This window comes from uncultured Sutterella sp. (assembly GCF_937923675.1).
Classification (GTDB): Bacteria; Pseudomonadota; Gammaproteobacteria; order Burkholderiales; family Burkholderiaceae_F; genus Sutterella.
The window spans coordinates 1-23,999 of the sequence record NZ_CALDXB010000092.1; the positions used below are offsets into that span (position 1 = coordinate 1).

At 58.8% G+C, this 23,999-nt stretch carries 22 protein-coding genes and 1 other annotated feature; of the genes, 17 read left to right on the forward strand and 5 right to left on the reverse strand.

Features of this window, described 5'->3' with window-relative positions; all coding sequences use genetic code 11:
• Nucleotides 1–190: 190 nt before the first annotated feature.
• Nucleotides 191–598, reverse strand: a complete 408-nt coding sequence (locus tag Q0106_RS10785; protein WP_297612749.1) for a hypothetical protein — start codon at nucleotides 596–598, stop codon at nucleotides 191–193.
• Nucleotides 599–757: 159 nt separating this feature from the next.
• Here Q0106_RS10785 and Q0106_RS10790 point away from each other — a divergent pair, with 159 nt between their 5' ends.
• Nucleotides 758–1,864, forward strand: coding sequence for a P1 family peptidase (locus Q0106_RS10790; RefSeq protein WP_297612752.1), 1,107 nt, complete (start codon nucleotides 758–760; stop codon nucleotides 1,862–1,864).
• A 65-nt stretch (nucleotides 1,865–1,929) separates the two neighbouring features.
• Here the strand turns inward: Q0106_RS10790 and yddG are convergent, their stop codons facing one another.
• The gene (yddG, locus tag Q0106_RS10795; protein WP_297612755.1) at nucleotides 1,930–2,898 is read right to left on the reverse strand and encodes an aromatic amino acid DMT transporter YddG; all 969 of its coding nucleotides are present in this window, start codon (nucleotides 2,896–2,898) and stop codon (nucleotides 1,930–1,932) included.
• A 408-nt stretch (nucleotides 2,899–3,306) separates the two neighbouring features.
• Nucleotides 3,307–3,446, forward strand: a sequence feature (His leader region).
• 48 nt (nucleotides 3,447–3,494) lie between these two features.
• On the opposite strand from yddG, the gene hisG reads away from it, so the two are divergent.
• From hisG to hisIE, 8 genes are all read left to right on the forward strand, one after another.
• A complete protein-coding gene (gene hisG, locus Q0106_RS10800; RefSeq protein ID WP_297612757.1) occupies nucleotides 3,495–4,394 on the forward strand; it encodes an ATP phosphoribosyltransferase in 900 nt (299 codons plus the stop codon).
• Between the two features lie 85 nt (nucleotides 4,395–4,479).
• Entirely contained in the window at nucleotides 4,480–5,808 is a 1,329-nt protein-coding gene (gene hisD / locus Q0106_RS10805; RefSeq protein ID WP_297612759.1) for a histidinol dehydrogenase, read from the forward strand.
• Entirely contained in the window at nucleotides 5,808–6,929 is a 1,122-nt protein-coding gene (gene hisC, locus Q0106_RS10810; protein WP_297612761.1) for a histidinol-phosphate transaminase, read from the forward strand. The genes hisD and hisC overlap by 1 nt, the downstream gene beginning before the upstream one ends.
• A complete protein-coding gene (gene hisB / locus Q0106_RS10815; RefSeq protein ID WP_297612763.1) occupies nucleotides 6,929–8,014 on the forward strand; it encodes a bifunctional histidinol-phosphatase/imidazoleglycerol-phosphate dehydratase HisB in 1,086 nt (361 codons plus the stop codon). The genes hisC and hisB overlap by 1 nt, the downstream gene beginning before the upstream one ends.
• 2 nt (nucleotides 8,015–8,016) lie before the next feature.
• Complete coding sequence (hisH, locus tag Q0106_RS10820) at nucleotides 8,017–8,622, forward strand: imidazole glycerol phosphate synthase subunit HisH (protein ID WP_297612766.1); 606 nt, start codon at nucleotides 8,017–8,019, stop codon at nucleotides 8,620–8,622.
• Nucleotides 8,619–9,365 carry a 1-(5-phosphoribosyl)-5-[(5-phosphoribosylamino)methylideneamino]imidazole-4-carboxamide isomerase gene (gene hisA, locus Q0106_RS10825; RefSeq protein ID WP_297612769.1) on the forward strand — a complete coding sequence of 249 codons (747 nt, stop codon included), beginning with the start codon at nucleotides 8,619–8,621 and terminating at the stop codon, nucleotides 9,363–9,365. Before hisH ends, hisA begins: the two co-directional genes overlap by 4 nt.
• A gap of 276 nt (nucleotides 9,366–9,641) precedes the next feature.
• Nucleotides 9,642–10,418 (forward strand): imidazole glycerol phosphate synthase subunit HisF, encoded by a 777-nt coding sequence (gene hisF / locus Q0106_RS10830; protein ID WP_295490301.1) that lies wholly within the window; start codon nucleotides 9,642–9,644, stop codon nucleotides 10,416–10,418.
• Nucleotides 10,412–11,050 (forward strand): bifunctional phosphoribosyl-AMP cyclohydrolase/phosphoribosyl-ATP diphosphatase HisIE, encoded by a 639-nt coding sequence (gene hisIE / locus Q0106_RS10835; RefSeq protein WP_297612772.1) that lies wholly within the window; start codon nucleotides 10,412–10,414, stop codon nucleotides 11,048–11,050. Before hisF ends, hisIE begins: the two co-directional genes overlap by 7 nt.
• Nucleotides 11,051–11,149: 99 nt before the next feature.
• On the opposite strand, the gene Q0106_RS10840 is transcribed toward hisIE, so the two are convergent.
• Nucleotides 11,150–11,689, reverse strand: coding sequence for a hypothetical protein (locus tag Q0106_RS10840; protein WP_297612774.1), 540 nt, complete (start codon nucleotides 11,687–11,689; stop codon nucleotides 11,150–11,152).
• A 275-nt stretch (nucleotides 11,690–11,964) separates the two neighbouring features.
• On the reverse strand, nucleotides 11,965–13,788 hold the full coding sequence (locus tag Q0106_RS10845) for an aryl-sulfate sulfotransferase (RefSeq protein WP_297612777.1): 1,824 nt from the start codon (nucleotides 13,786–13,788) through the stop codon (nucleotides 11,965–11,967).
• Nucleotides 13,789–13,966: 178 nt separating this feature from the next.
• Between Q0106_RS10845 and Q0106_RS10850 the strand changes: the two genes are divergently transcribed.
• The 8 genes from Q0106_RS10850 to Q0106_RS10885 all read left to right on the forward strand — a co-directional run bounded on the left by Q0106_RS10850 (nucleotide 13,967) and on the right by Q0106_RS10885 (nucleotide 22,998).
• Nucleotides 13,967–14,986 (forward strand): LysR family transcriptional regulator, encoded by a 1,020-nt coding sequence (locus tag Q0106_RS10850; protein ID WP_297612780.1) that lies wholly within the window; start codon nucleotides 13,967–13,969, stop codon nucleotides 14,984–14,986.
• A 119-nt stretch (nucleotides 14,987–15,105) separates the two neighbouring features.
• Nucleotides 15,106–16,380 carry an ATP-binding protein gene (locus tag Q0106_RS10855; RefSeq protein WP_297612783.1) on the forward strand — a complete coding sequence of 425 codons (1,275 nt, stop codon included), beginning with the start codon at nucleotides 15,106–15,108 and terminating at the stop codon, nucleotides 16,378–16,380.
• A gap of 63 nt (nucleotides 16,381–16,443) precedes the next feature.
• The gene (locus tag Q0106_RS10860; RefSeq protein WP_297612786.1) at nucleotides 16,444–17,562 is read left to right on the forward strand and encodes a M20 family metallopeptidase; all 1,119 of its coding nucleotides are present in this window, start codon (nucleotides 16,444–16,446) and stop codon (nucleotides 17,560–17,562) included.
• 257 nt (nucleotides 17,563–17,819) lie between these two features.
• Nucleotides 17,820–19,607: an AAA family ATPase gene (locus tag Q0106_RS10865; protein ID WP_297612789.1), complete on the forward strand. Its 1,788-nt coding sequence runs from the start codon at nucleotides 17,820–17,822 to the stop codon at nucleotides 19,605–19,607.
• Nucleotides 19,608–19,659: 52 nt separating this feature from the next.
• Nucleotides 19,660–19,863 (forward strand): hypothetical protein, encoded by a 204-nt coding sequence (locus tag Q0106_RS10870; protein WP_297612793.1) that lies wholly within the window; start codon nucleotides 19,660–19,662, stop codon nucleotides 19,861–19,863.
• Between the two features lie 343 nt (nucleotides 19,864–20,206).
• Nucleotides 20,207–20,452: an ATP-binding protein gene (locus Q0106_RS10875; protein WP_297612795.1), complete on the forward strand. Its 246-nt coding sequence runs from the start codon at nucleotides 20,207–20,209 to the stop codon at nucleotides 20,450–20,452.
• Between the two features lie 24 nt (nucleotides 20,453–20,476).
• Nucleotides 20,477–21,628 carry an ATP-binding protein gene (locus tag Q0106_RS10880; protein ID WP_297612797.1) on the forward strand — a complete coding sequence of 384 codons (1,152 nt, stop codon included), beginning with the start codon at nucleotides 20,477–20,479 and terminating at the stop codon, nucleotides 21,626–21,628.
• A gap of 113 nt (nucleotides 21,629–21,741) precedes the next feature.
• Nucleotides 21,742–22,998 (forward strand): MFS transporter, encoded by a 1,257-nt coding sequence (locus Q0106_RS10885; protein ID WP_297612799.1) that lies wholly within the window; start codon nucleotides 21,742–21,744, stop codon nucleotides 22,996–22,998.
• On the opposite strand, the gene Q0106_RS10890 is transcribed toward Q0106_RS10885, so the two are convergent.
• Nucleotides 22,983–23,561: a TMEM165/GDT1 family protein gene (locus Q0106_RS10890; RefSeq protein ID WP_152158991.1), complete on the reverse strand. Its 579-nt coding sequence runs from the start codon at nucleotides 23,559–23,561 to the stop codon at nucleotides 22,983–22,985. The two genes, Q0106_RS10885 and Q0106_RS10890, sit on opposite strands and share 16 nt — an antisense overlap.
• Between the last annotated feature and the right edge of the window lie 438 nt (nucleotides 23,562–23,999).

Consider the following 23,999-nt stretch of genomic DNA (forward strand, 5'->3'; position numbering starts at 1 on the left):
TGTTTGAAAACCGCCGGATGCCGAACGGCATGTCCGAAAAGCCCCGATCACTGGGTTATGCGGTGTGGGAGGGGGCTCCCCTGCAAAGGGGCCCTCTACCCGATCGCCCCTACGATCAGCCAAAAAACATTTCAATCCACGGCCGGAACCATCAGCCGGTCCATGGATACGCCTTCCTGCTCCTCAGGCGTCACCGCCTCGCCGACTTTTCCATCCAGCTCCAGAGCGCATCAATCCAGCCTGAAAGCGCTCCTCGGACTTCCTCTCCGGCCGCCCAGAAGACCGAATCCCGCCCAAGATTGAGGCCCTCATCGCCCGCGCCAGTGCCCGAGAGAATCCGGAAGTCGTCCTCGCCAAAATGCCTCGAAGCCACGTCATTCGCATTGAAGGCCGACGAGAAGCCCCGGTCCTCGGCATGAAGCGAATCCGAATGGTCATCAAAAATGAAATGCGAGCCATGGAAATCGTCGGGCGAGCCCGGGTGATCAAAGGCAATGTCGCCCGCACTGCCGAATTCGGAGTCCCCGCCAAAATCCATGTTGTGTTCGTCGTGCATGCCGTGGGAGCATCCGGTGAAGTCGTCGAAATCAAAGCTCATTTGCGTCTCCTCAGAGTGTTGTTTGTCGAATGACCGGAAGTTTCAAGGGGCCATGCGTCTCGCCAAGTCGCACCGAAGCATGAAGAACGCTTTTTCTTTATTGAAGGCGGATAATCGTTGCGTTCGGTCAAACCTTTCTCCTTCATAACCGGAGCATTCATGCAGTCATCCCAAACCTCACGCCGCCCCCGCGATCTCGGAATCGAATTCGGCGTTTTCCCGACGGGGCGCTTCAATGCCATTACGGACGTCGACGGCGTCCTTGTGGGTCAGGTAACCCTCGAGGACGATGCCGCCGGCATGCACACGGGCGTTACCGCGATTCGCCCTCATCCGGGCAATGTCTTTGAAGAGAAGGTTCCCGCCGGGATCTTTCTCGGCAACGCCTTCGGCAAGATGGCGGGCTATCCGCAGGTGAAGGAGCTCGGGAACATCGAAACGCCGATCGTCCTCACCAATACGCTCAACGTGGGCGCCGGGCTCGAGGGCGTGGTCGAATGGACGCTCTCGCAGCCCGGGAACGAGCTCGTCCGCTCCGTGAACGGCCTCGTGGGCGAAACGAACGACGGCAAGGTGAACGACATCCGCGCGCGGTTCGTGAAGCCCGAACATGTTCTTGAAGCCCTGAGGAAAGCTTCCCCGGGACCCGTTGAGGAAGGCTGTGCGGGTGCCGGCACCGGCACCGTGGCCTTCGGCTTCAAGGCCGGGATCGGCACCGCTTCGCGCGTGCTCCCCAAGAGTCTCGGGGGCTATAAGGTGGGGGTCCTCGTTCAGGCCAATTTCGGCGGCATTCTGAATGTCAAGGGGATCGAAGCGGGCCTCGAGCTCGGCGGCTGGCCCGGCGAAAAGGAGATGCAGGAATTCCGCTCTGCCGACGGCTCCATCATGATGATCGCAGCGACGGACGCTCCGCTCGACGCCCGCAATCTAGAGCGACTCGCAAAGCGCGCCTTCATGGGAATGACCCGCACCGGGGGCGTGGCGTCAAACGGTTCGGGCGACTTCGTCGTCGCCTTTTCAACGAATGAATCGGTCCGCGTGCGTCATACGGCGGCGAAGGGAACGCTCGAAGGCGCGCCGCTTGTGAGAAACGACGACATGACGCCGCTTTTCATGGCGGCCATTGAAGCCACCGAGGAAGCCGTCATCAATTCGCTATTCGCTGCGCACGATGCCAGGACCTGGGACGGCAAGGTGATCCGTGCGCTTCCGGTTGAGCGGGTCCTCGCGATGCTCGACCGGGCGGGACTGCGCTCCCGCAGCTGACGCGTCAAATACATCTTTTCCCCGCACCGGATCGAGCATCCCGTGCGGGGATATTTTTTGGCGCCCTAGGATGACGCCTTTCGGGCAGAAGCTTCTGCCGCTTCTCTTTCGCGCTTTCGAACCGACTTCATGCCGCGCGTCGTCGCGTCCCAGCAGACGAGGGACCCCGCCACCACAAACGCCACGCCCATCCAGAAGGAGCTGTCGAGCTTTGCATTGATCCAGACCACCGCGAAGAGGCAGGAAAGGACCGGCGTAAAGTAGGACGCGAGCGCGAGAAGCGTGACGTTTCCCTTCGACATGCCGAATGTCCAGGCGGCATAGGCGCCGCCCATCGCGATGCCGCCGAAAATCACCGAGAAGATGCCGTGCTGCGACACCTCGCCCACCGTCTCAGTTCCGAATCCGCAGAGCCAGAGCGTGCCGTAGATGAGCATGTTGATGATGAAGATCACCGTGGAGAGATTGGTATTGCCGCCCCAGGCGCGCGTCATGCTCGAAAATCCCGCCCACGTGAGCGCGGCCCCGAGGGCGAGGATGTAGCTCAACGGATGCTCGAGGATGCGGCCGACAAAGCCCGCGAGTGAAAAGCCGTCGCTTCCGGCAAGAATGTCCACGATGCCGAAGAAGCCGAGGAAGATCCCCGGCACGATCCACCAGCGCGTTCTGACGCCGTTGAAGAGCACAGCGAAGAGAAGCGTGAGCGAAGGCCAGAGGTAGTTCACCATCGCCACTTCCATCGTCTGCGCGCCGCCGGCGGAAAAGAAGATCGCGAGGCAGAAGCAGAGCGAGGACGCATTTGCGGTCGGGAGTCCTATGAAAAGGTAGCGCTTGTCGACCTTTCTGAGGTCGGGGATTCCGATCGTAAAGAAGAGGCAGATGGCCGCCGTGAGGTAGAGAAGCGTCTGCCCCTGCGCGAGGCCGAACCCTTCGGCAATGCCGCGAATGAGTGAAACGCCCATGCCCCAGCAGATGGGCGCAAGAATGCCGATCATGGTGGCATGCTTAACTGAGTCGCTCTTCATGATGCTCATGGCGGAGCCTGATCCTGGAATTGAGGTCTGATGATGCGCGTCTTTCGCGCGGTTGGAATATTGGGTGAGCGTAGTCTACCTGCGCGCCAGCAGAAATGAGGACTCAGGCAATCCCTCACCGGCTTCCCGGGAGGAAGGCCGCCCGCGCCGAATCGTTGTCCGGGGATGCCGCCTGGGGGCCTCCCCGGGACATCTTAGGCAAAACCTCCACCCCGCTTTGAGCCCACGCACGCACGCTTCGTTTACCGCTCCCGGACGCCGCCCGGCGGCGAAAGCTGTGGCATTATGAACCTCACCGGTAAACGGCGCGGCTCTGCGCACTTCGAAAGCGCTCCCGATTCCCGTTTGCCCCATGGATTTTCAAACAGACGAGATTCTTCTCATGCAGACCCTTTCTTTCCGCGGCCGCCATCACCACCACACCTGAAGCGAGACTTTCAGGCGTGGATGCTTGGAAGTACTCAGAACTTCCGGGCGCCCAGCAGAGAAACAAGGGTTATCCAGTCAGAAGGCCTCCGGAAGCAAAGCACTTCCGGGGGCTTTTTCGCATCCGCCGGACGGAATGGAACCTTTTCATCTTTACCAGGAAACCAGAAATGACCGAAAACAATCGTCTACGAGTCGCCATGCAGAAGTCCGGCAGACTTTCGGACGACTCGAAGGAGCTTTTTGAACGCTGCGGCATCAAGGTGCGCTACCACGAGCAGCGTCTGCTCGCGGCTGCGGAAAACATGCCGATTGAGTTCCTGCGCGTGCGCGACGACGACATTCCCGGACTCGTCATGGACGGCGTGGTCGACCTCGGCATCATCGGCGAAAACGTCCTCGAGGAAACGCTCCTCACGAGGAAGGGCCAGGGCGACCCGACGGAATTCCGGATGCTGAAGCGCTTCGACTTCGGCGGCTGCCGGCTCTCGATCGCGATCCCGCGCGACGAGGAATGGAAGGGGCTCGCGAGCCTCAACGGGAAGCGCATCGCCACCTCGTACCCGCAGCTTCTGAAGCGGTGCTTTGAGGCGAAAGGCCTCACCTTCCGTCCCTGCCTTCTCACGGGGTCGGTCGAAGTGGCGCCCCGCGCGGGATTGGCCGACGCCATCTGCGACCTCGTCTCCACGGGCGCGACGCTTGAAGCGAACGGCTTGAAGGAAGTCGAGGTGATCTACCGCTCGAAGGCCTGCCTCATTGCGAGGAAGGACGAAATGGATGCGGAGAAGGAAGACCTTGTGAAGCGCCTCCTCGTTCGCATGCAGGGCGTCGCCCGCGCGCGCGAATGCAAGTACATCATGCTCCACGCCCCGAAGGAGAAGCTCGCCGAAATCACGAAGCTGCTCCCCGGCGCCGAGCACCCGACGATTCTTCCCCTCACGGGCGACGACACCCGCGTGGCGCTCCACATGGTTTCAAGCGAAAGCCTCTTCTGGGAAACGATGGAGAAGGTGAAGGAATTAGGCGCCTCCTCGATCCTCGTTCTCCCGATCGAAAAGATGATGGAGTGACCGCCCTTCAGGCGGCGAAGCTCCTTTTCAAAGAATTCACGAATTTTTCGGAACTAATCAGCACAACATTTTGGAGTCAATCAAAATGACCGAATTTGCCTTCAGCGACATCATCGACTGGGACTCGCTCGACGAAGCGGGCCGCACCGAGATCCTCCGCCGCCCTGCCGTCATGGCGGGCGAGCGCATCAGCGCCGTGGTGAAGGACATTCTCGACAACGTCGAAAAGAATGGCGATGCGGCCCTTCGCGAATATTCCGCGAAGTTCGACCGCACGGAAGTGAAGGACTTCCGCATTTCGAAAGAAGAAGTGGACGCCGCCTGGGAGCGCGTTTCGCCCGACTTCCGCGCGGCGCTCCAGAGGGCCGCAAGGAACATTGAAAAGTTCCACACGGCCGAGAAGCTCGAACCCGTCGTTGTCGAAACGATGCCGGGCGTGCGCTGCGAACAGGTGACGCGCCCGATTGAAGCCGTGGGCCTCTACATTCCGGGCGGCACGGCGCCGCTCTTCTCCACTGTTCTCATGCTCGGCATTCCGGCCCGCATCGCCGGCTGCTCCAGGGTCGTCCTCTGCACGCCTCCGCCCGTTGCCGACCAGATTCTCTGCGCCGCGCGCCTCTGCGGCATTGAAGAGATCTACCAGGTGGGCGGCGCCCAGGCGATTGCCGCCATGGCCTTCGGGACCAAAACGGTTCCGTCCGTCTCGAAGATCTTCGGGCCGGGCAACGCCTATGTGACGGAAGCGAAGCGCCAGGTGAGCCGCCGCCCCGACGGCGCCGCGATCGACATGCCGGCCGGCCCCTCCGAAGTTCTCGTCATTGCCGACAAGGATGCGGATCCTGCCTTCGTCGCCGCCGACCTTCTCTCTCAGGCCGAACACGGCCCCGATTCGCAGGTCGTGCTCCTCACGCCCTCGAAGGAGCTTGCCGCTAAGGTGGCCGAAGAGGCCGCAGCCCAGCTCGCGCAGCTCCCGCGCCGCGAAATCGCGACGAAGTCCCTTTCCGCGAGCCGCCTCATCGTTGTCAGGGACCTCGAGGAATGCTGCCGCGTTTCGAACCGCTATGCGCCTGAGCACCTCATCATTCAGGCGAAGAATGCGCGCGACCTCGTGCCGCTCATCAACAACGCGGGTTCGGTCTTCCTCGGCGAATGGTCTCCCGAATCGGGCGGCGACTATGCGACCGGCACCAACCACGTGCTTCCCACCTACGGGTGCGCCGCAGCCTACTCGTCCCTCGGTCTCGCCGACTTCATGAAGCGCATGACGATTCAGGAAATGACGGCGAAGGGCTTCTCGGGACTTGCCGAAACGATCGCGATCCTCGCGCACGCCGAGCAGCTTGACGCCCACAGGAATGCAGTGCTCGTGCGCATGGCGCGCCAGAGCGCCGAAAAAGCGAAGGGAGGCTGCTGATGGCAAGGCGCACCGAAGACCTGATGGAGAACCCGGAGCGCCTTGCGCGCCCCGAGGTTCAGGCGCTCACGCCCTACCAGTCCGCCCGCCGCATCGTGGCGGCTGCGGGCGGCCGAGGCGACGTCTGGCTTAATGCCAACGAATCGGCGGAATCGGACGAGTACGCCCTCAAAAACGGGCGCTTGAACCGCTATCCGGACGCGCAGCCCGCGGACGTTATCGCGCGCTACGCGGCCTATGCCGGCGTCTCCCCCGAATCGATTCTCGCCACCCGCGGCGGCGACGAAGGGATCGACCTTCTAGTGCGCACCTTCTGCACGGGCGGGCGCGACGCCGTGCTGCAGTTCCCGCCCACCTACGGCATGTATTCCGTTTCGGCCGAAACCGCGAACGTGCGCGTCGTGAATCTCACGACGTCGCCCGAAAACGGGTGGACGCCCGACGTGAAGGCCTTGGAAGCGGCGCTTGAAAAGGACCCCTCCATTCAGGTGGTCTTTGCCTGCTCGCCCAACAACCCGACGGGGAATCTCCTTTCTCCGGAAGTCGTGAGCGGCCTCATCAACGCCACACGCGGGCGCGCGATTCTGGTGCTCGACGAAGCCTACATTGAGTTTTCGCCTGAAAACACCGCAGTCGACCGGCTCGAACGGGCGCCGCACCTCGTCATCATCCGCACGCTCTCGAAGGCCTTTGCGCTCGCGGGCATCCGCTGCGGGTTCCTGATCGGGAACCCCGCCGTGATCGGAATGATCAAAAAGGTGATCGCCCCCTATCCGATTCCGGCGCCGGTAGCGGACATTGCCGAACAGGCGCTTTCCGACAAAGGCATCGCCCGCATGAAGACGCGCGTCGCAGCGACCCTTCGCCGCCGCGAGGAGCTCGCACGGGCGCTTGCCGCGCTCCCCGGCGTGCTTGAGGTATCGCCCTCGGCCTCGAACTTCCTCCTCGTGCGCTTTGCCGAAAGCGCCCGGGTCTTCACGGGTCTCTGGGACCGCGGCATCATTCTCCGCGACCAGAGCCGTCAGCCGACGCTTGCGGGCGCGATCCGCATCACGGTCGGCACCGACGAGGAGAATGCGCTTCTTCTCGCCGCGCTCTCGGAACTCCTCGGAGAATACTGATGGCTCAGAAAATTCTTTTTGTCGACCGCGACGGCACCATTCTCGAGGAGCCCGAAGACTTCCAGGTGGACGACTTCAGAAAGATGCGCTTCGTCGAAGGCGTTCTTCCGGCGCTGAAGGCCCTGAAGGAGGCCGGCTGGAAGCTCGTCATGGTCTCCAACCAGGACGGCCTCGGGACGTCATCCTTCCCGACCGAAACCTTTGAGGGTCCGCACAACCTCATGATGCAGATTCTCGAAAGCCAGGGCGCGAAGTTCGACGAGGTCCTCATCTGCCCGCACATGCCGGGCGACGGCTGCGCCTGCAGAAAGCCCGGCACCGGGCTCGTGAAGAAGTACCTTCGCCGGGGCGCCATGGATCGAAAGAACTCCTACGTGATCGGCGACCGCGAGACGGATCTCAAGCTCGCGGAAAACATGGGGCTCACCGGCATCCGCGTGGGTCCCGAGGGCGACCCCTGGAGCGCCGTGCAAGAGCGCCTCCTTGCGAGCCTCCCTCAGACGCCGAAGACCGACCGTCACGCCGTTGTGGAACGGAAGACGAAGGAAACGGACATCCGCGTCGAAGTCTGGCTCGACCGCGAGGGCGAAAATGAGATTTCAACCGGGATCGGCTTCTTCGACCACATGCTCGAGCAGATCGCTCAGCATGGCGGCATGCGGCTTCACCTCAAGGCGAAGGGCGACCTCCAGGTCGACTGCCACCACACGGTTGAGGATACGGGGCTGGCCTTGGGCGAAGCCATCAGGCTCGCGCTCGGCGACAAGCGCGGCATCCGCCGCTTCGGGTTCCTCCTTCCCATGGATGAGGCCCTCTGCCGGGTTGCGCTCGACATCTCGGGCCGCCCCTGGCTCACCTTCAAGGCAAAGTTCAAGAACCAGTTCGTGGGCGACCTCGCGACCGAAATGATCGAGCACTTCTTCCGCTCCTTCTCGCAGGCGATGGGGATCACGCTCAACATGAAGGCGAAGGGCAAGAACGACCATCACGTCGCCGAATCGCTCTTCAAAGCCCTCGGGCGCACGCTTCGCGACGCGAAGCGCATTGAAGGCCATGAACTTCCCTCTTCGAAAGGAGTGCTCTAACGATGCGGGTCGTCATTCTCGATACCGGCTGCGCCAACCTCCTTTCGCTCGCCCGTGCGGTGTCGCGCCTCGGAATTGACCCCGAGGTCACGCGCGATCCGAAGCTCGTGAAGGCCGCGGACCGCGTGTTTCTCCCGGGCGTCGGCACGGCGCGCGCGGCAATGGCGGAATTGGAAAAGCGCGAACTCCCCGATCTCATCCGGTCGCTCTCGCAGCCCGTTCTCGGGATCTGCCTGGGCGAACAGCTTCTCGCAAAACGGAGCGAGGAAACGGGCGGGGTCGACATGCTCGGCCTCATTCCGGCAGAAGTCCGCGAACTGAGAGTCGGCAGTCTCCCCCTTCCGCACATGGGCTGGAACCGCGTCTTCCCGGACGAGTCGCCCATGGCGAGGCACCTCTTTAAGGGGCTCCCCTCAGGCGAATGGTTCTACTTCGTTCACAGCTATGCGATGCCCGTGAACGAATGCACCATCGCGCGCGCCGAGTACGGCGAACCCTTCACGGCGGCAGCGGCCAGAGACAACTTTGCGGGCGTTCAGTTTCACCCTGAACGCTCCGGCAAGGCGGGCGCCAGACTTCTCGCCAACTTCCTCGGAGTAGAACTGTGATCATTCCAGCAATCGATCTTCTTGAAGGCCGCGTCGTGCGCCTCCACCAGGGCGACTACAACGCCTCGAGGGACTATGGCGACGAGGCGCTCCTTCGCCTTCAGAGCTACGAAAAAGCGGGGGCGAAGCTCCTTCACATCGTCGACCTCACGGGCGCGAAGGATCCGGCACGCCGCCAGATCCCGCTCCTCAAAAAGTGCCTCGCGGGCCTCAATGTCCCCGTCCAGACGGGAGGCGGCGTGAGAACCGAAGCCGATGTCCGCGCGCTCCTTGATGCCGGCGCCGCGCGCGTCGTTGTGGGGTCCACTGCAGTAAAGGATCCTGAAACCGTCAAGGGCTGGATGAAGACTTACAGCCCTGAAGCAATCGTCCTCGCGCTCGACGTGAGGATCGATGAGGCGGGCCGCCGCCAGATCGCCGTGAGCGGCTGGCAGGAGAATTCGGGCGTTCTCATTGAGGAGCTGATCCGCGAGTATCTTCCCGCGGGACTAAAGCACGTGCTCTGCACCGACATCTCGAAGGACGGGACGCTTGCAGGCACCAATGCCGGTCTCTACCGCACGCTATCGGAAGAGTTCCCGCAGGTGGCCTTTCAGGCCTCGGGCGGCATCGGGTCGCTCTCCGACGTGCGCGAAGCCGCCCGTTCGGGCGCGGCCGGCGTGATTGTCGGGCGCGCTCTGCTCGAAGGAAAGTTCACGGTGGAGGAAGCCATTCAGTGCTGGAAGGAAGTGCGCGGGGATTGAGTTCCATGCGGCTTCTTCCATGATGGATCCATCACTTTCTCCAATCCCGGAAAGTGCGGTCACTTTCCGGGGACTTTATTTCCGCGCATGAGGGCGCCCAGGCAGTTTTGTCGCGACTTTTCGACGCCGACCGGCGTCCTTTAGGCCATTTCTCCATCGCCTCTTCCCGTTTTCTGAAAACATCCCGTTTTCCCGCAGGCTATGCTTGAAATTCGCGCTCAAAGCTCTCCGCGCTCCCTTCATGCCGCAATCACGCTTCCCTTTAAAGGAGGACCCATGCTCGCCAAACGCATCATTCCCTGTCTCGACGTCCGAAACGGACAGGTCGTCAAGGGCGTGCAGTTCCGCGGTCATGAAATCATCGGCGACATCGTGCCGCTTGCCAAACGCTATGCCGAGGAAGGCGCCGACGAACTCGTCTTCTACGACATCACCGCCTCGTCGGACGGCCGAGTCGTCGACAAGAGCTGGATTTCGCGCGTCGCCGAGGCGATCGACATTCCTTTCTGCGTTGCAGGAGGCATCAAGTCGGTTGAGGACGCCGGGCGCCTTCTCGCCTTCGGCGCTGACAAGATTTCCATCAACTCCCCTGCCCTCTCCGATCCCACGCTCATCACGCGCCTCGCAGACCGCTTCGGCGTTCAGTGCGTCGTGGTCGGAATCGACACCTGGCACGATGAAGCGACAGGCAAATACTGGGTCAACCAATTCACGGGCGACGAAAAGCGCACCCGCAAGACCGAGTGGGAGACGCTTCGCTGGGTTGAGGAAGTCCAGAAGCGGGGCGCCGGCGAAATCGTTCTCAACATGATGAATCAGGACGGCGTGCGCAAGGGCTACGACATCGAGCAATTGAAGCTCGTGAGAAGCGTCTCTAAAGTGCCTCTCATTGCGAGCGGGGGCGCGGGCACCATGGAGCATTTCCTTGACGCCTTCCGGCTTGCGCATGTCGACGGCGCACTCGCTGCATCAGTTTTCCACAAAAAAATCATTGATATCGGCGACCTCAAACGTTATCTCGCCGACAATGGAATCGAGGTTAGAACATGCTGACAGAAGAAACACAGGCAAAGCTTGACTGGGAAAAAACGGGCGGACTTATTCCCGCCATCGTGCAGGACGCCGTCTCCGGACGCGTTCTCATGCTGGGCTACATGAATAAAGAAGCGCTAAGCCAAACCCTTGAAACGAAGAAGGTCACCTTCTTCTCGCGCACGAAGAACCGTCTCTGGACGAAGGGCGAAACTTCCGGCAACTTCCTCCACCTCGTCGACATTGGCACGGACTGCGACAACGACACGCTTCTCGTTCTCGTCAATGCGGACGGCCCCACCTGCCACCTCGGCACGACGAGCTGCTTCGGAAATCTCGAGCCCAGTTGGCAGTTCCTGCGCGACCTTGAGCTTCTTCTCGGATCCCGCCGTACGGCCGATCCGGCGACCTCCTACACCGCGAGCCTCTACGCCCGCGGCACGAAGCGCATCGCCCAGAAGGTGGGCGAGGAAGGCGTTGAAACCGCGCTTGCTGCAACCGTTCACGACCGCGAGGAGCTGAAGAACGAAGCGGCCGACCTCGTCTACCACCTCCTTGTTCTGCTCCAGGATCAGGACCTCGAGCTTGCCGACGTGATCGGAATCCTTCGCGACCGCCATGCCGCGCGCGAAGCAAAGGCTCAGGCCAAATAACAGCCTGAAGGAAGCCCGGGAGGGCTTCTTCTCAATTTAAAAAGCCGCCGGGACTCATCAAAGGTCGCCGGCGGCTTCTCTTCATTGGTAAGGAGGAATTCAATCCTGCGGGAGCTTCTTCCTGATCTGCGCGCGCATGAGGGCGGCGGCGATGAGATTGACGATCACTGCGGGCACGACGCCGTAGAAGAAGAAGACTGCAGCCGGGAAGTCGAGCATGTAGTCGCCCGCAAAGAGCGGATTGATGAGACTGGTTGCTGCGTCCACCGTCACCGCAAAGAAGAAGCAGAAGCTGAAGGAGACCGCATACTGGATGAAGACGAACCCGGCGACCGTCACGTCCGCCACGTTCTCAGCATTTTTGAAGTTCGCCTTCTCGCGGCAAAGCGCCGGGAGGTCCTTCACGGTGAACCAGAGGCCGAGGAAGAGGACGATGAAGAAGAGCGCCAGCGTAAAGGCGTCCGCGCCCCAGGAGGCGGAGCCGAATTCCGTGAGCCTCGTCTTCAGAACGATGCCGATCACAAAGCCCGTGAAGCTCGCGATGAGCGCGGCAAACTTCACCGATTCCATGACTTTCCCGGCATAGCCGGAGCTGATGTCGTCGGGATCCTCGACTTTGATGATTTTCTTGAGGGCCATGCTTTTTCTCCTTTTATCCTGCGTGCTTATTTCTGACGGTCTGATGCCGCGCACCGCATATTACCCGTCTCAGAAGAAAAAGCGAGTGTAAATCCTGGAGGAAGCCCGCCGATGCTTCAAGGCTTTGAGCCGGATCATCAGGAATTCTGCTCCCGGAAGCCCCTTCACGCTTCAGGGCGGCGGCAAAAGAAAACTCCGCGCGTCCTCACGGGATCAGCCCGGAAGACGCACGGAGCGGCAGAGAATCTCAGGGATCCCGAGGGATCACATACCAATTACTGGCTGAAGGCCTTCGAAAGATCCACCGGCATTGCCTGGTAGCCCGAAGTTCCCTTGAACTGGATTTCGACGGAAGGCTCCTTCTCGCCCCACTTGAATTCATCAATGTAGGGGTTGGGAGCGGACTCAAAGGCGCCGGTCTTGAAGTTGAAGGACGCGCCCGCCGTTGCCGAATAGACGAAGACGGACTTCTTGTCGGGCATGTATTCGGTCAGCGACGTAACGGGGCTGTACCACTCGTGGCCGCGCTCCTTGCCGTACTCCCAGATCTGTTCGACCGTCATCTTTTCCTGATCGATCTTGAAGAAGACCGCGCGCGAATACTTCATGTCGGGAAGGGGCGGCTGCTCCATGCCGCGGGCGTCGCCGTTGTCGAAAACGGAGAGAATGAAGGTCTTCTTGTCCGACATCGAATCGACGCGCCAGCCGGTGTGCTGCGTCCAGGTCCAGTCGAACCCGCCTTCGCACTTGCTCCCTTCGCACTTGATTTTGTTGCCCTTCGAATCAACCGGCGTCAGGACCTTGTCGGCAAACTCCTTCTTCCAGCCTTCGGGCGAGCCCATGATCCACTTCACCTTCTTGTCGCGGCCAATCTTGATGAGCGCGGACTGGTGGCGCGAAGAGATGATGATCGAATCGTCGGTCGGGTCGTAGTCGACGGAATTCACGTGAACCCAGTTGCGGCCTGCGCCCGAACCCACGATGTCGCCGAACTTGTCGCTCTTGTCCTGTTCGGCGAGCTGCTCGGCCGAAAGGGTCTTGCCCGCCTGAGAAGCGTCGATGTTGAGGCAGACGGCGCCCTGGTCGAGGACCTTCAGAACATTGTCGCGATAGGGGTCGAGAATGTCGAAGAGGCGCCATTCATCCACCACGTTGCCGTTGGGATCCACCTCAATGATCACGTCGCGAACCGTGCGGACGTGCTTCCCGTCGGCGCGGACATGGTCGGAGGAGGCCACGCGCACCAGGTAGTTCCCGTTCTGCATCGGATCCATGGCGTGCGAGAAGTCGTTGTAGCCGTCAGGAAGACGACGGTTCCAGATCTCGCGGCCCATGAGGTCGTACTTCACGTAACGCTGGCCGTAGCCCCAGGTGAAGGCGCCGTCATTATTCTGGCGGAAGCCCATCATGATGCCGGCGCGATAGATGTCGTGATAGTTGAAGATTGTGGACGGATCCATGTACCAGCGAAGTTCGCCCTTCGTGTCATAGATCGCGTTCTGCGGGTAGCGGTTCCATTCAAGCGCGCCGCCCATCGGATTGTTCCAGACGGCGCGGGTCGATTCCGGCGTCGCGGCAATCATGTTGTTGATGAGGTAGAGGCGGTCGGAGAAGGCTGGATCCATCTTCTTCACTTCCGCTTTCGGGAAGACGGAAGTCACGCCGGCGTAGCCGGCGGTGCGGATATTCGCCGGGCCCGCATAGATGCGGTAGGTTTCCTTCTCAACGCGTTCGGACTTGCCGTTGGCATAGCGCGTGTAGGAAACCTCAACCGTGTTGCGGTAGTCCGGATAGAGACCAAAGACGGGAATGCCGCCGTGCGTGCGCACCTGCGTGTCGCTCACCTTGTACTTGATTTCCTGTCCGCCTTCCTTCGGAACGATGCGCACGGACACATCGGTGAGCGTGTAGCCGCCATTCCTGATCACAGCCGTGAGCGGAGCGAGTTCGTACGGGTTGAGGATGACGGCGCCGATCTTCCCGGTTGTCGGGTAGCCCACGTGCGGGCCCGATGCGCCGCCGATCGCCCAGGCGCCCGACGAAACGGCCATTCCGGCCGCGGCGCAGGCTGCGGCAATCCAGGTCATGCGTGTCTTCATGATGCTTCTCCTTTTCTGAAGTCAAGGCTTCTCTAAAAGCATTCGCTCTGGTCAAAACCCGGTGCTCCGCGGGTGGTGCTGCACGAGGCGAACGAACTGCTTGTCTGAAAGTGCGATGAAGTGTAAAAACCGGCTCAAGGCGCTACCATGGTGAGAAACATGAAGGAATTTGCAAGATATGCCTGAGACTTTTGCGGTTTCCGAGAAACTCTCCGAACTAACGCTTGAAGACCTGCGGTTCTTCGCGAGCATCTATGAGGAGCTCTCGCTCTCGAGCGCCGCGCTCCGCTGCGGCATCAGCCTTTCGCGCGCCTCGAGAATTCTGAAGAAACTCCGGGAAACCTTTGCCGACCGGCTCTTTCTCAGATCCATGCCGGAACTCATTGCTACGGAACGCGCAACGCAGCTCTATCCAAAGGTGATCGACCTCGTCAATCGCGCTTCCCAGCTCGGGCAGACCGAGATTTTTGATCCGGCAACACTCACCCGGACCTTTCGGATCGGGGCGGTAGACAACGCGATCTTCGCCGTCATGGCGGACGTCATTGAAGCCTTCTTCAGACTCGCGCCGCATGCGAGGCTTGAGATCACCCAGCTCACGCCCGATCTCACGCAAAAGCTCGAAAAAGGGACGCTCGACTGCGCAATCTTCCCGTCTTCAAGAGAACTTCCTCCGGGCATCCGGGAACTGAGGCTCTATCAGGTCCGCTACGCCGTATGCGTCCGCTCCGGCCACCCGCTCGAAGCCCTCTGGCGCGAAAAAGGCTCAATTGGACTTGACGACCTCAGGCGCTGGCGAAAGATCCGGATTTCGAACGAAACGTCCACGGACCCGCTCCTCTATTCTCTTGACGAAAAAAACTTCCTCGGCGAAAGCTTCCTCGACTGCGCCGTGACGGTGCCGTTTTTCCTGAGCGTCCCGTCGATACTCCAGGTCACAGACTTCATGGCGATCCTGCCGCTTCAGACGGCAATCCGCATGCAGAAAAAGCTCGCAGAGCCTTCAATTGCCGTCATCCCCGTCATGATGCCGTCAGCGAGAGGCGAGCAGGATCCGAAGTCCTTCTATACGCGCCTCATCTGGCATGAGCGGATGGACGGCGTCCCGGCAATGGAATGGCTGCGGGGGCTTTTTGCGCTTTATGCCCGCTTCGACCTTTCGGACAATCCGATTCGCCGGACCGACGCGTCCAGGTGATGACTCGACCGCAGGCGACTGTCTCCGGCGATTACGATGAAGAAGCCCATTGACATATACCGCAAGAGCTGTGTACTCTGAGAATTTGCAGAAAATCTGTAAATTCTCAGCGTAAATTTATGCTTGCAGGCTTTTCATTCAAAAACTACCGGAACTTCAGAGAAGCACAAATATTGTCGCTTCGCGCCAAACCCTCAGCTAAAGAGCGGCTCGCCTGGAATGCATTCAGGACCGGGCGAAAAGATATTCCGCATGTCCTGAAGGCCGCAGCGATATTCGGCGCCAATGCCAGCGGCAAGTCGAATGTCATCCGGGCGCTGCAGGTGATGCAGCAATGCGTGCTGAAGAATACGGTTGCGCTTCCTCCGCCCTTTCAACCTGAAGCCTTTGCTTTTGATGAAAAGTCAAAATTTGAAGAAATATCTTTTTCGGTCCTTTTCATAAAGGAAGGCCATTTTTACAGCTATGAATTTTCGGTAAAGAACCATCAGGTCACTCATGAAGCACTTTTTCTCAAAAAAGAGCGAAAAATTCTGCTTTTTGAAAGAAAAAAGAATGATGTCGACAATACCTACGCTTATAACTTCGGAAGTTCGCTGCAAGGGCAGAAAAAAGCATGGAGCGCAATGACCAGAGCGGATTCGTTATTTCTCAGCACAGCCGCTGCATTTAATGCGTCACAACTCATTCCGATCGTTGAATGGTTTGCAAACCATTTGTTGATAATCAACGAATTCAACAAAGCGGGAAGCCATTTTACTATCCGCGCCCTGGAACAAAATCAACTGGATAAAAGAAGTCTCATCCGATTTTTAACCTCAGCGGATATCAATATTACGGATATCCAGATCGACAAAGGAATCCGCCCGGGAAAAAGCATATTCATGAATTCAAACAGCCTGGAGTTCAATAACGATTCCCTGGATTTCTGCAGTGTTTCTGTTGCCCATCACGAGAACGGCAAGGACTATCGACTGTCTCTTGCTGATGAATCTCTGGGCACTCGGCGTTTGATGGAGCTTGCCGGGCCCATCCTCGATGCCGTAAAAAATAATGCGACACTTATCGTTGATAGAATCGAAGAAAATCTGCACCCCATTCTTGTTGAAAAACTTGTTCAATCCTTTTTTGAAAAATCCGATCAGGCGGATGGCGCGCAATTGATTTTTACGACCAACTGCGACTCTCTGGTCGATAACAATACAAACGATCCAGATAATCCCTTGCTCAGAAGAGATCAGATATGGTTTGTAAATAAAACAAGCAATAACGAATCAACACTCTATGCGCTGTCAGATTATCCAATCCGAAAAAATGAGAACGTCAGAAATGCTTATTTAAACGGCACATTCGATGGCATCCCCTTCATTGAAGCCATCAATGCAAAAAGCTGAGAAAATGGTTGTGAGAAATTCTATAAGCAGCGCAAACCAGCAATACTGACCAAGGAGAGAGAAGTGAATCTGCTTCAGGAATATTTGAAGGATCTCGCGGAAGTCGTCAACGTGGACTGCGGCTCCGCCTCGACCGAAGGCGTCACGAAGGTCGCCCGCATCATGCAGCGGCATTACGACGAGATGGGCTTTCATACCGAGCTCGTCGACTTCGGACCCGAGGCCGGGAAAGGCCTTTTTGCCACCAACAAGCCCGGCGCCGAGCATTTTGATCTCATGCTCAATGCTCACCTTGACACGGTTTTCCCCGACGGCACGGTCGCAAAGCGCCCCTTCCGCATTGAAGGCGACCGCGTGCGCGGTCCCGGCTGCGGCGACTGCAAGGCGGGCGTGATTGCGATTCTTCATGCACTCAAAAACGCCCGTCCCGAGGATCTCGACCGCCTCGCCATTGCGGTCTGCCACAATCCGGATGAAGAGATCAGTTCGATCTATTCCCGCGACTGGCTCGCTGCCATGGCCAAGCGCTCGAAGCAGGCGCTTGTTCTCGAAGCAGGCCGCGCCAACGGCGAATTCGTCCGCTCGAGGAAGGGCCGCTCGGTCTGGTCCATCACTTTCCACGGCGTTTCCGCACATGCCGGCAACAACCCGAAGGACGGCCGCTCGGCCATTCTCGCCGCCGCCCGCTTTGCGCTCGAGGTGAGCGCGCTTCAGGATCTCGACGGCAAGGGCACTTCAGTCTGCGTCGGCACGATCGAAGGCGGCACGGTCTGCAATACGGTTCCCGACACCTGCACGATCAAAATCGATACCCGCCGCTGGAACGACCGCGACGGCGACGAACTCGACCAGGCGATCGAAGCGCTTGCCCGCTGGGACTGGGGCGACGGGATCACGGTTGAGGCGAAGCGCGTATCGGTTTCGCCCGCCATGCCTTTTACGGAAGCGACCCGCGGGCTCGTGCAGAAAATCGAGGAAGCTGCCCGTCTCGAAGGCTTTGAAGCCAAATGGGTTGATGCAGGGGGCGGCTCAGACGCCAACCGCATTGCCCAGGCAGGCACGCCCGTGCTTGACGGCGTGGCGCCCGCCGGTGCGGGCTTCCATTCGGAACGCGAATACCTCCGCATCGACACGATTGAAAACCGCGTCAGGATGCTGAGCCGCTTCCTCTCGCTGATTTAATCCCCAACGCGGCTTCTCCGGCGGATTGGTGCGGGCTTCAGGCGCCGCAATCCGCCGGAATTCTCAATTCTGAATCAGTAGTCCGTCCGGTTTTCCTTCAGCGGCAGGGGCCACTCTTCGCGTGAGGAGAGAGACCAACAGTCATATTTCAACGAATCAGCGCCACGGGCCGGCACCTCGCTTGAGGCGATATTTTCCAGATCATTCTGCATGTTAGACTCAATCGTTCGGGAAGTTTGTGCCGCAGAGGATGTGTCGTGCAGAAGAAATCAATTGCCGTTGGAAACTCTTCCTTCATCACGCTGATTGAAGACAGCCGCTGCTACGTTGACAAGACCGCCGTTTTCCAGCCGCTGATTGAATCAGGCACACTGGTCGACCTGATAACGCGGCCTCAGGGCTTCGGCAAAACGCTTTTCCTGGACTCGCTGCATTGCTTTCTGGCAATCGATATGGAAAATCCAGGAAGCACGGCAAAGCAGCATCAGCACTTCAAAGGGCTGAAAGTCGCTGAAAATCAGGATTTCTGCAGAAAATACATGGGTCAGGTGCCGGTCCTTTTTCTTTCTTTGAAAGGTGTTGACGGTGCGGCCTTTGAAGCTGCATATCGAGCTCTTGCGCAGCTAATCGCTGAGGCAGCTCAAGCACATGCCTATCTGCTCGAGAGCCCCCGACTCACTGAAGAAGACAAGAAATTGCTCCGCAAATACCAGTCGTTCGACTTTCTGCGGGATCCCGGCAATATCGACTACGCTTCAGGCTTCCTCAGGAAGATGCTGTATTTCCTCGCGAGGCACTTCAATCGTCAGGCAATGCTCTTCCTTGACGATTGCGATGTCCCGCTCGCCAGGGCAGTCTCGCATGGTTATTACATAGAGATGAGCGATTTCTGCAGAGCTTTTCTGGATACTCTGAAGCCAGAGGCTGGACCGCTCATAAATTACCGGCCTGTTCTTAAGAAAGCTCTTTTGACGGGATGTCTTAGCGGCAGTAAAGAAGGCATCCTTCCGGGCATCAACAACGTTGTCGTCAACACGGTCTCTTCCAACAACTTGCACCTCTCTTCCTCTATGGGCTTTACTGAACCGGAGGTGCGCGCACTCCTCGACTACTACGGTCTGAGCTCCCGCATGGAAGACGTCAGGCATTGGTATGGCGGCTACCGTTTCGGATCCAGTGAGATTTTTTGTCCGCAGGATCTGCTCAGATTTTGTGAGGGAGCACTGGCAAGCGCAGATCCCAGGAACTTTAAGCCCGGCAATTTCCGGCTAGATTCGAGCTCGAGCCGCTGCGACGTCATTGATGAGTTTCTGAGCTTTCTGACAGAAAGAGACGCGGAGCGGATGCAGACCTTGATTGATGGCGGAAGCATAGAAATCCAAATCAACCAGGAGCTCCGACATTCCGACATCAATCGGCATCTATCTGGAGACTTCTGGACGCTTCTCCTCTTCACCGGCTGCCTCGCGATTGCGAAGCCCGTTGGGGACAGGAAATATCTGCTCCGCATTCCCAATGAAGCAATCCGGGACACTTTCAGAAACCGCGTGCAGGCACGATTCTCGATCGAAAATCGCTCCTTCGCCGCTGACGGGTTGAAGCTTGCAGAAGCTGCGTCCCGTGGAGATGCTGAAGGCATGGCCGACGTCCTCGCACCGCTGCTCCGCATTTATGTTTCCTTGCGGGATACGGCTACCAGAGCACCGGCAGAGAACTATTATCATGGCTTTCTCTCTGCGCTATTCGCCTGCGCCGGCACCCGCATCAACGACTTTCAATCGAATGCTGAATCGGGCGACGGCTACGCCGATATTGTTTTCTCCTGCGGTAACAACCCGAATCGCTTCGGCGTAGTGATTGAAATCAAGCGCGTGGCTCATACGGAAGACATGCTCAACGCCGTCGACAATGCCTTGAAGCAGATTGACGAGAAGAAGTACGCCGAGTGTCTTCGCAGGATGCGGTGCCGGAAGTACTACGCATACGGCATTGCCTTCTGCGGGAAGGAGTGCGAAGTAGGCGGCGGCAAGCTGCGGGACATTTAATCAAAGCGCAGTCGGGCGCCCGGGCAACGGTATCACGGTCGAGGCAAAGCGCGTGTTGGTTTCGCCCGCCATGCCTTTTACGGAATCCAACCGCGAGCTCGTGCAGAAAATCGAGGAAGCTGCCCGCCTCGAAGGCTTTGAAGCCAAATGGGTTGATGCGGGCGGCGGTTCGGACGCCAACCGCATTGCTTTAGGCAGGCACGCCCGTTCTGGACGGCGTGTCCCCCGCCGGTGCGGGCTTCCATTCGGAACGTGAATACCTCCGCATCGACACGATTGAAAACCGCGTCAGAATGCTGAGCCGCTTCCTCTCGCTGATTTAATCCCCAACGCGGCTTCTCCGGCGGATTGGTGCGGTCTTCAGGATCCTCATTCCGCCGGCGCTTCCTTCCTCCGCCGCATCATCTCTACTGCGTGAGGATCATATGTTCATGACCTCTTTCATGGCCAATGCTTGCATCCGGCTGAGTTCCGGCCCATTGATTTCCTCTGAATTCTGCTCTAAATTTTTAGAGTAGTTTTCTTTTGAGTTATTGTTGATTTACTATATTTTTTCAGAGCAGATCAACAATAACCGGCATTCTGAAGGAACTGAGACCATGACTGTCTTTTACGGCCGTCACCGCGAGCTTGCGGCCTTACGCGGCTGCTATACAGAAAACCGCTTTCACCTCTGCGTGATGTACGGCCGCCGCCGCACCGGGAAAACAACGCTCCTCAATCAATTCCGCCAGGACAAGAAGCACATCTATATCGTCTGTCAACAAGGACTCATTCCCGGAAACCTCGAAAGGTTCAATCGGGCCATCTCGGCTGCCTTCCCGGAGAATGGACCTGCAGCTTAAGCGAATTTTCATGACGCGCTTGAGATGCTTTTTAAGCGGAGCATTCACGAGAAGCTCCTCGTGATCATCGACGAGTTCCCGTATCTCTGCAAAGCTGACCGCTCCCTGCATTCAGTACTTCAAAACCTCATCGACGCGTACAGGGATCGATCAAAAATGACGCTGGTCCTTTGCGGGTCATCCATGACCTGCATGACGAAGGAAATTCTCCCTGTTGCCACGCCGCTCGAAGGCCGTTTCATCACGCGAATCAATATCAAGCCGTTCGACTTCTTCGAATCCTGCACGTTCCTGTCGTCGTTTTCCGCTGAGGACAAGGTTGCGCTTTACGGAGCTCTGGGCGGCACGCCAATGTACCTTTCTCATATCCAGTCGCAGCTCTCGGCACGAAGCAACATCAGGAAGCTGTTTCTCGACACCCGCTCTGCGCTCCATGAGGAGCCCATGACGATACTCAGAAAAGAAGCGAAGAGCACCAGCCAATGCGTGGAAGCGTTGAGAGCCATTGCAGAAGGCGCCTCCCGATTTACGGAAATTCAGAACGCCGCTCATTTTGAGGCGGCAACAACTTCCGCCGTCATCGAGCAGCTCATCCGCATGGATCTCGTCAAAAAAGAGAGTCCCTTCGGAGACCGTTCCGGCCGAAAGACCATCTATTCCATTGCGGACAACTTCTTTCGCTTTTGGTTCCGGTTCGTCTCACCCAATGAAAGCGCAATCGAAGGCGGCTTTTTGAGCGATCTCGTCTACCGGGAGATTGAAAAGGAGCTTCCGACCTATCTCGGTCCCGTTTTTGAGGAAATCTGCCGCGACTATTTAGTCCGCCGGACGGCGGCGGGCGACCTGCCCGCGCCTTTCTTTGAATTTCATCGCTGGTGGGGCTCTGATCCGCGGACGCGGCAGCAGTCGGAAATTGATATTGTCTCTGCTGCCGGCAAGGATGCGATGCTTTTTGCCGAATGCAAGTGGCGAAATGCGCCCGTGGATGCAGATGTTCTTCAGACGCTCCTTGCGCGAAGCAACCTTTTCAACGCTTTGGAAAAATACCTCATGATTTTTTCAAAGAGCGGGTTCACGGAGAACTGCCGCGCAGCGGCGCAGAAAATCGGGCGCGTTGAACTCGTGAGTTTGTCGGACATGATGGCCGAGTTGAATCCGGAAGCCATTAAAGATTAAACCCAGCCGAAGACAGGCTCTTTTGACTCTTTTTTGACGCTGGTGTTCGAGAATGCTCCTTTCAGGAGCATTTTTGCCTTGCCTCTGCGCCGGCTGCGGCGCAGCTTGCCGTCATGAAAACCATCCCCGAACCGCCTTCCGTCAAAAATCAGAAAGAGCCCGGCTCAAAGCCCCGCGCCGCCATTCCCCGTACCGTCTGGGCGCTCGGGTTCGTGAGCCTTCTCATGGACGTCTCGAGCGAAATGATTCATGCGCTCCTGCCGCTCTTCATGGCGGGAACGCTCGGCGCGAGCACCGTAGTGATCGGCCTCATCGAGGGCGTTGGCGAAGGAACGGCGCTCATCACGAAGGTCTTCTCTGGAGCCATCGCGGACCGCTTCAGAAACCACAAGCTCCTCGTGCTTCTCGGATACAGTCTTGGCGTTCTCTCGAAGCCTCTCTTTGCCGCGGCAGACCAAATCGGAGTGGTCTTTCTCGCCCGCTTCATGGACCGCATCGGGAAAGGGATCCGCGGCGCGCCCCGGGACGCCATCGTTGCCGCCATCACGCCCAGAAAGCTCTGGGGCGCAGCCTACGGGCTCAGGCAGTCGCTTGACGCCGCCGGCGCCTTCGTAGGTCCTGCGATCGCAAGCCTCCTTCTTTTTTTCGCCGATGCGGATTTGAGGGAAATTTTCTGGATTGCGCTCATCCCCGGCATTCTCTGCATCCTGATGATCATCTTCGGCGTAGAGAACGGCGCCGATGCGGGCGCTCCATTAAAGGAGCCGCCGAGAAACATCCGGGACTTCCTCGCGATGCGCTCGCCCTTCTTTACCGGCGTCGTGATCCTTGGCGTCGTCTTTTCTCTGGCGAGGTTCTCCAACGCCTTCATTGTGCTGCGGGCAAGCGACTGCGGCATTCCAACGGGAGCGGTGCCGCTCCTGATGGTGGGTATGAATCTCGTCTTCTCGCTCTCGTCCTACCCGATGGGGAAGCTCGCCGACAGGCTTGAACCCTCGCATCTCCTCGCACTCGGGCTCATCCTTCTTGCCGCCGCGGACGTCGTCATGGCGCTCTTTGCCACTCCCGCCGGCATCATCGCAGGCACAGTTCTCTGGGGACTGCACTTGGGCGCCACGCAGGGCATTTTTTCGCTTCTCATCGCTGAGGCCGCCCCGGCAGAGAAGCGCGCCACCGCATTCGGCATCTTCAGCTTCGCGAGCGGCGCGGCAATCCTCATTGCCGGCATTGTGGCAGGACTTCTCTGGGATCACTTCGGCCCTGAGGCCGCCTTCTGGGGCGGCGCGGTTTTTGCGCTCCTTGCCGTTCTGCAGACGCTGAGGCTCGGGAGCGCAAACAGAGACGGGAATCCCCGTCACCCCTCGAGGTAGGCTACAACAGCAAGGACGAAGAAGATGACCGCCGCAATCCGGCGCATCAGCTTCATTGAGATCTTGTCGGCAAGCTTGTTGCCGATGAAGACCGCAGGGGCGTCGGCGATCATGAGGCCCAGAGTCGTGCCGCAGATCACCCAGAAGGCTTCGAGGGGATAGCGGGCGGCGAGCGCCACCGTCGCCACCTGGGTCTTGTCGCCCACTTCAGCGAGGAAGAAGAGCACAACGGTCGTCGTAAAGATCCCGAAGCGCTTCATGCGGTCATGGGACTCATCCTCCTCGATTTTGTCCGGAATGAGAATCCAGATGCCCATGGCGATAAAGGAGACGATCAGGATCCATCTCAAAAGATCCGCGCTGATGAAGCTCGCGAGTGCGGCGCCGAGCGCGCCCGCAATGGCGTGATTGAGAAAGGTTGCGGCAAAGATGCCGAGAATAATCGGCAGAGGCTTTCTGAAGCGTGCAGCGAGAACGACGGCAAGGAGCATCGTTTTGTCGCCGATTTCCGCGGCGGCAACGACGCCCGTGGAGAGCAGTATGGTCTGGAGGGTTTCGAGCATTTTCCTTGAGGGGTCGGAGCGGCTCGGCGCGGCAAGGGGGTGCACGCTGACGTGCGGCGCGGCAGGCATCGCTTGTGCCGCAGGCCGCTCCCTTTCCTGGGTTTAAAGCGTCTGCAAGCGAGTCCGCGCCGCAGGTCTTGCTTATGAGGAAGGGAAAGGTCCGTCAGACGCTTGTGTTTTTCGAGGCGCCTCTCTTCGCGGAACTTCTCCCCCGGGGTCTCATTCGAGTCGCCATGAGGCGGGGAACCTCAAGCATGTTGACGACCGAAAAGGCGGCTTCAGATTCCGGGAAATGAATCGAAGGCGCCCCTCAAGCTACTCCCCTGCGGAGTTGGAGCGGATTTTAGCTGATCTCGGGTGAAAATTCATCACGGCCGAAATATCGCGGCAGGGCTGACGATTACAAATATTTATTGAAGCTCAGCCCTGTATAGTTTT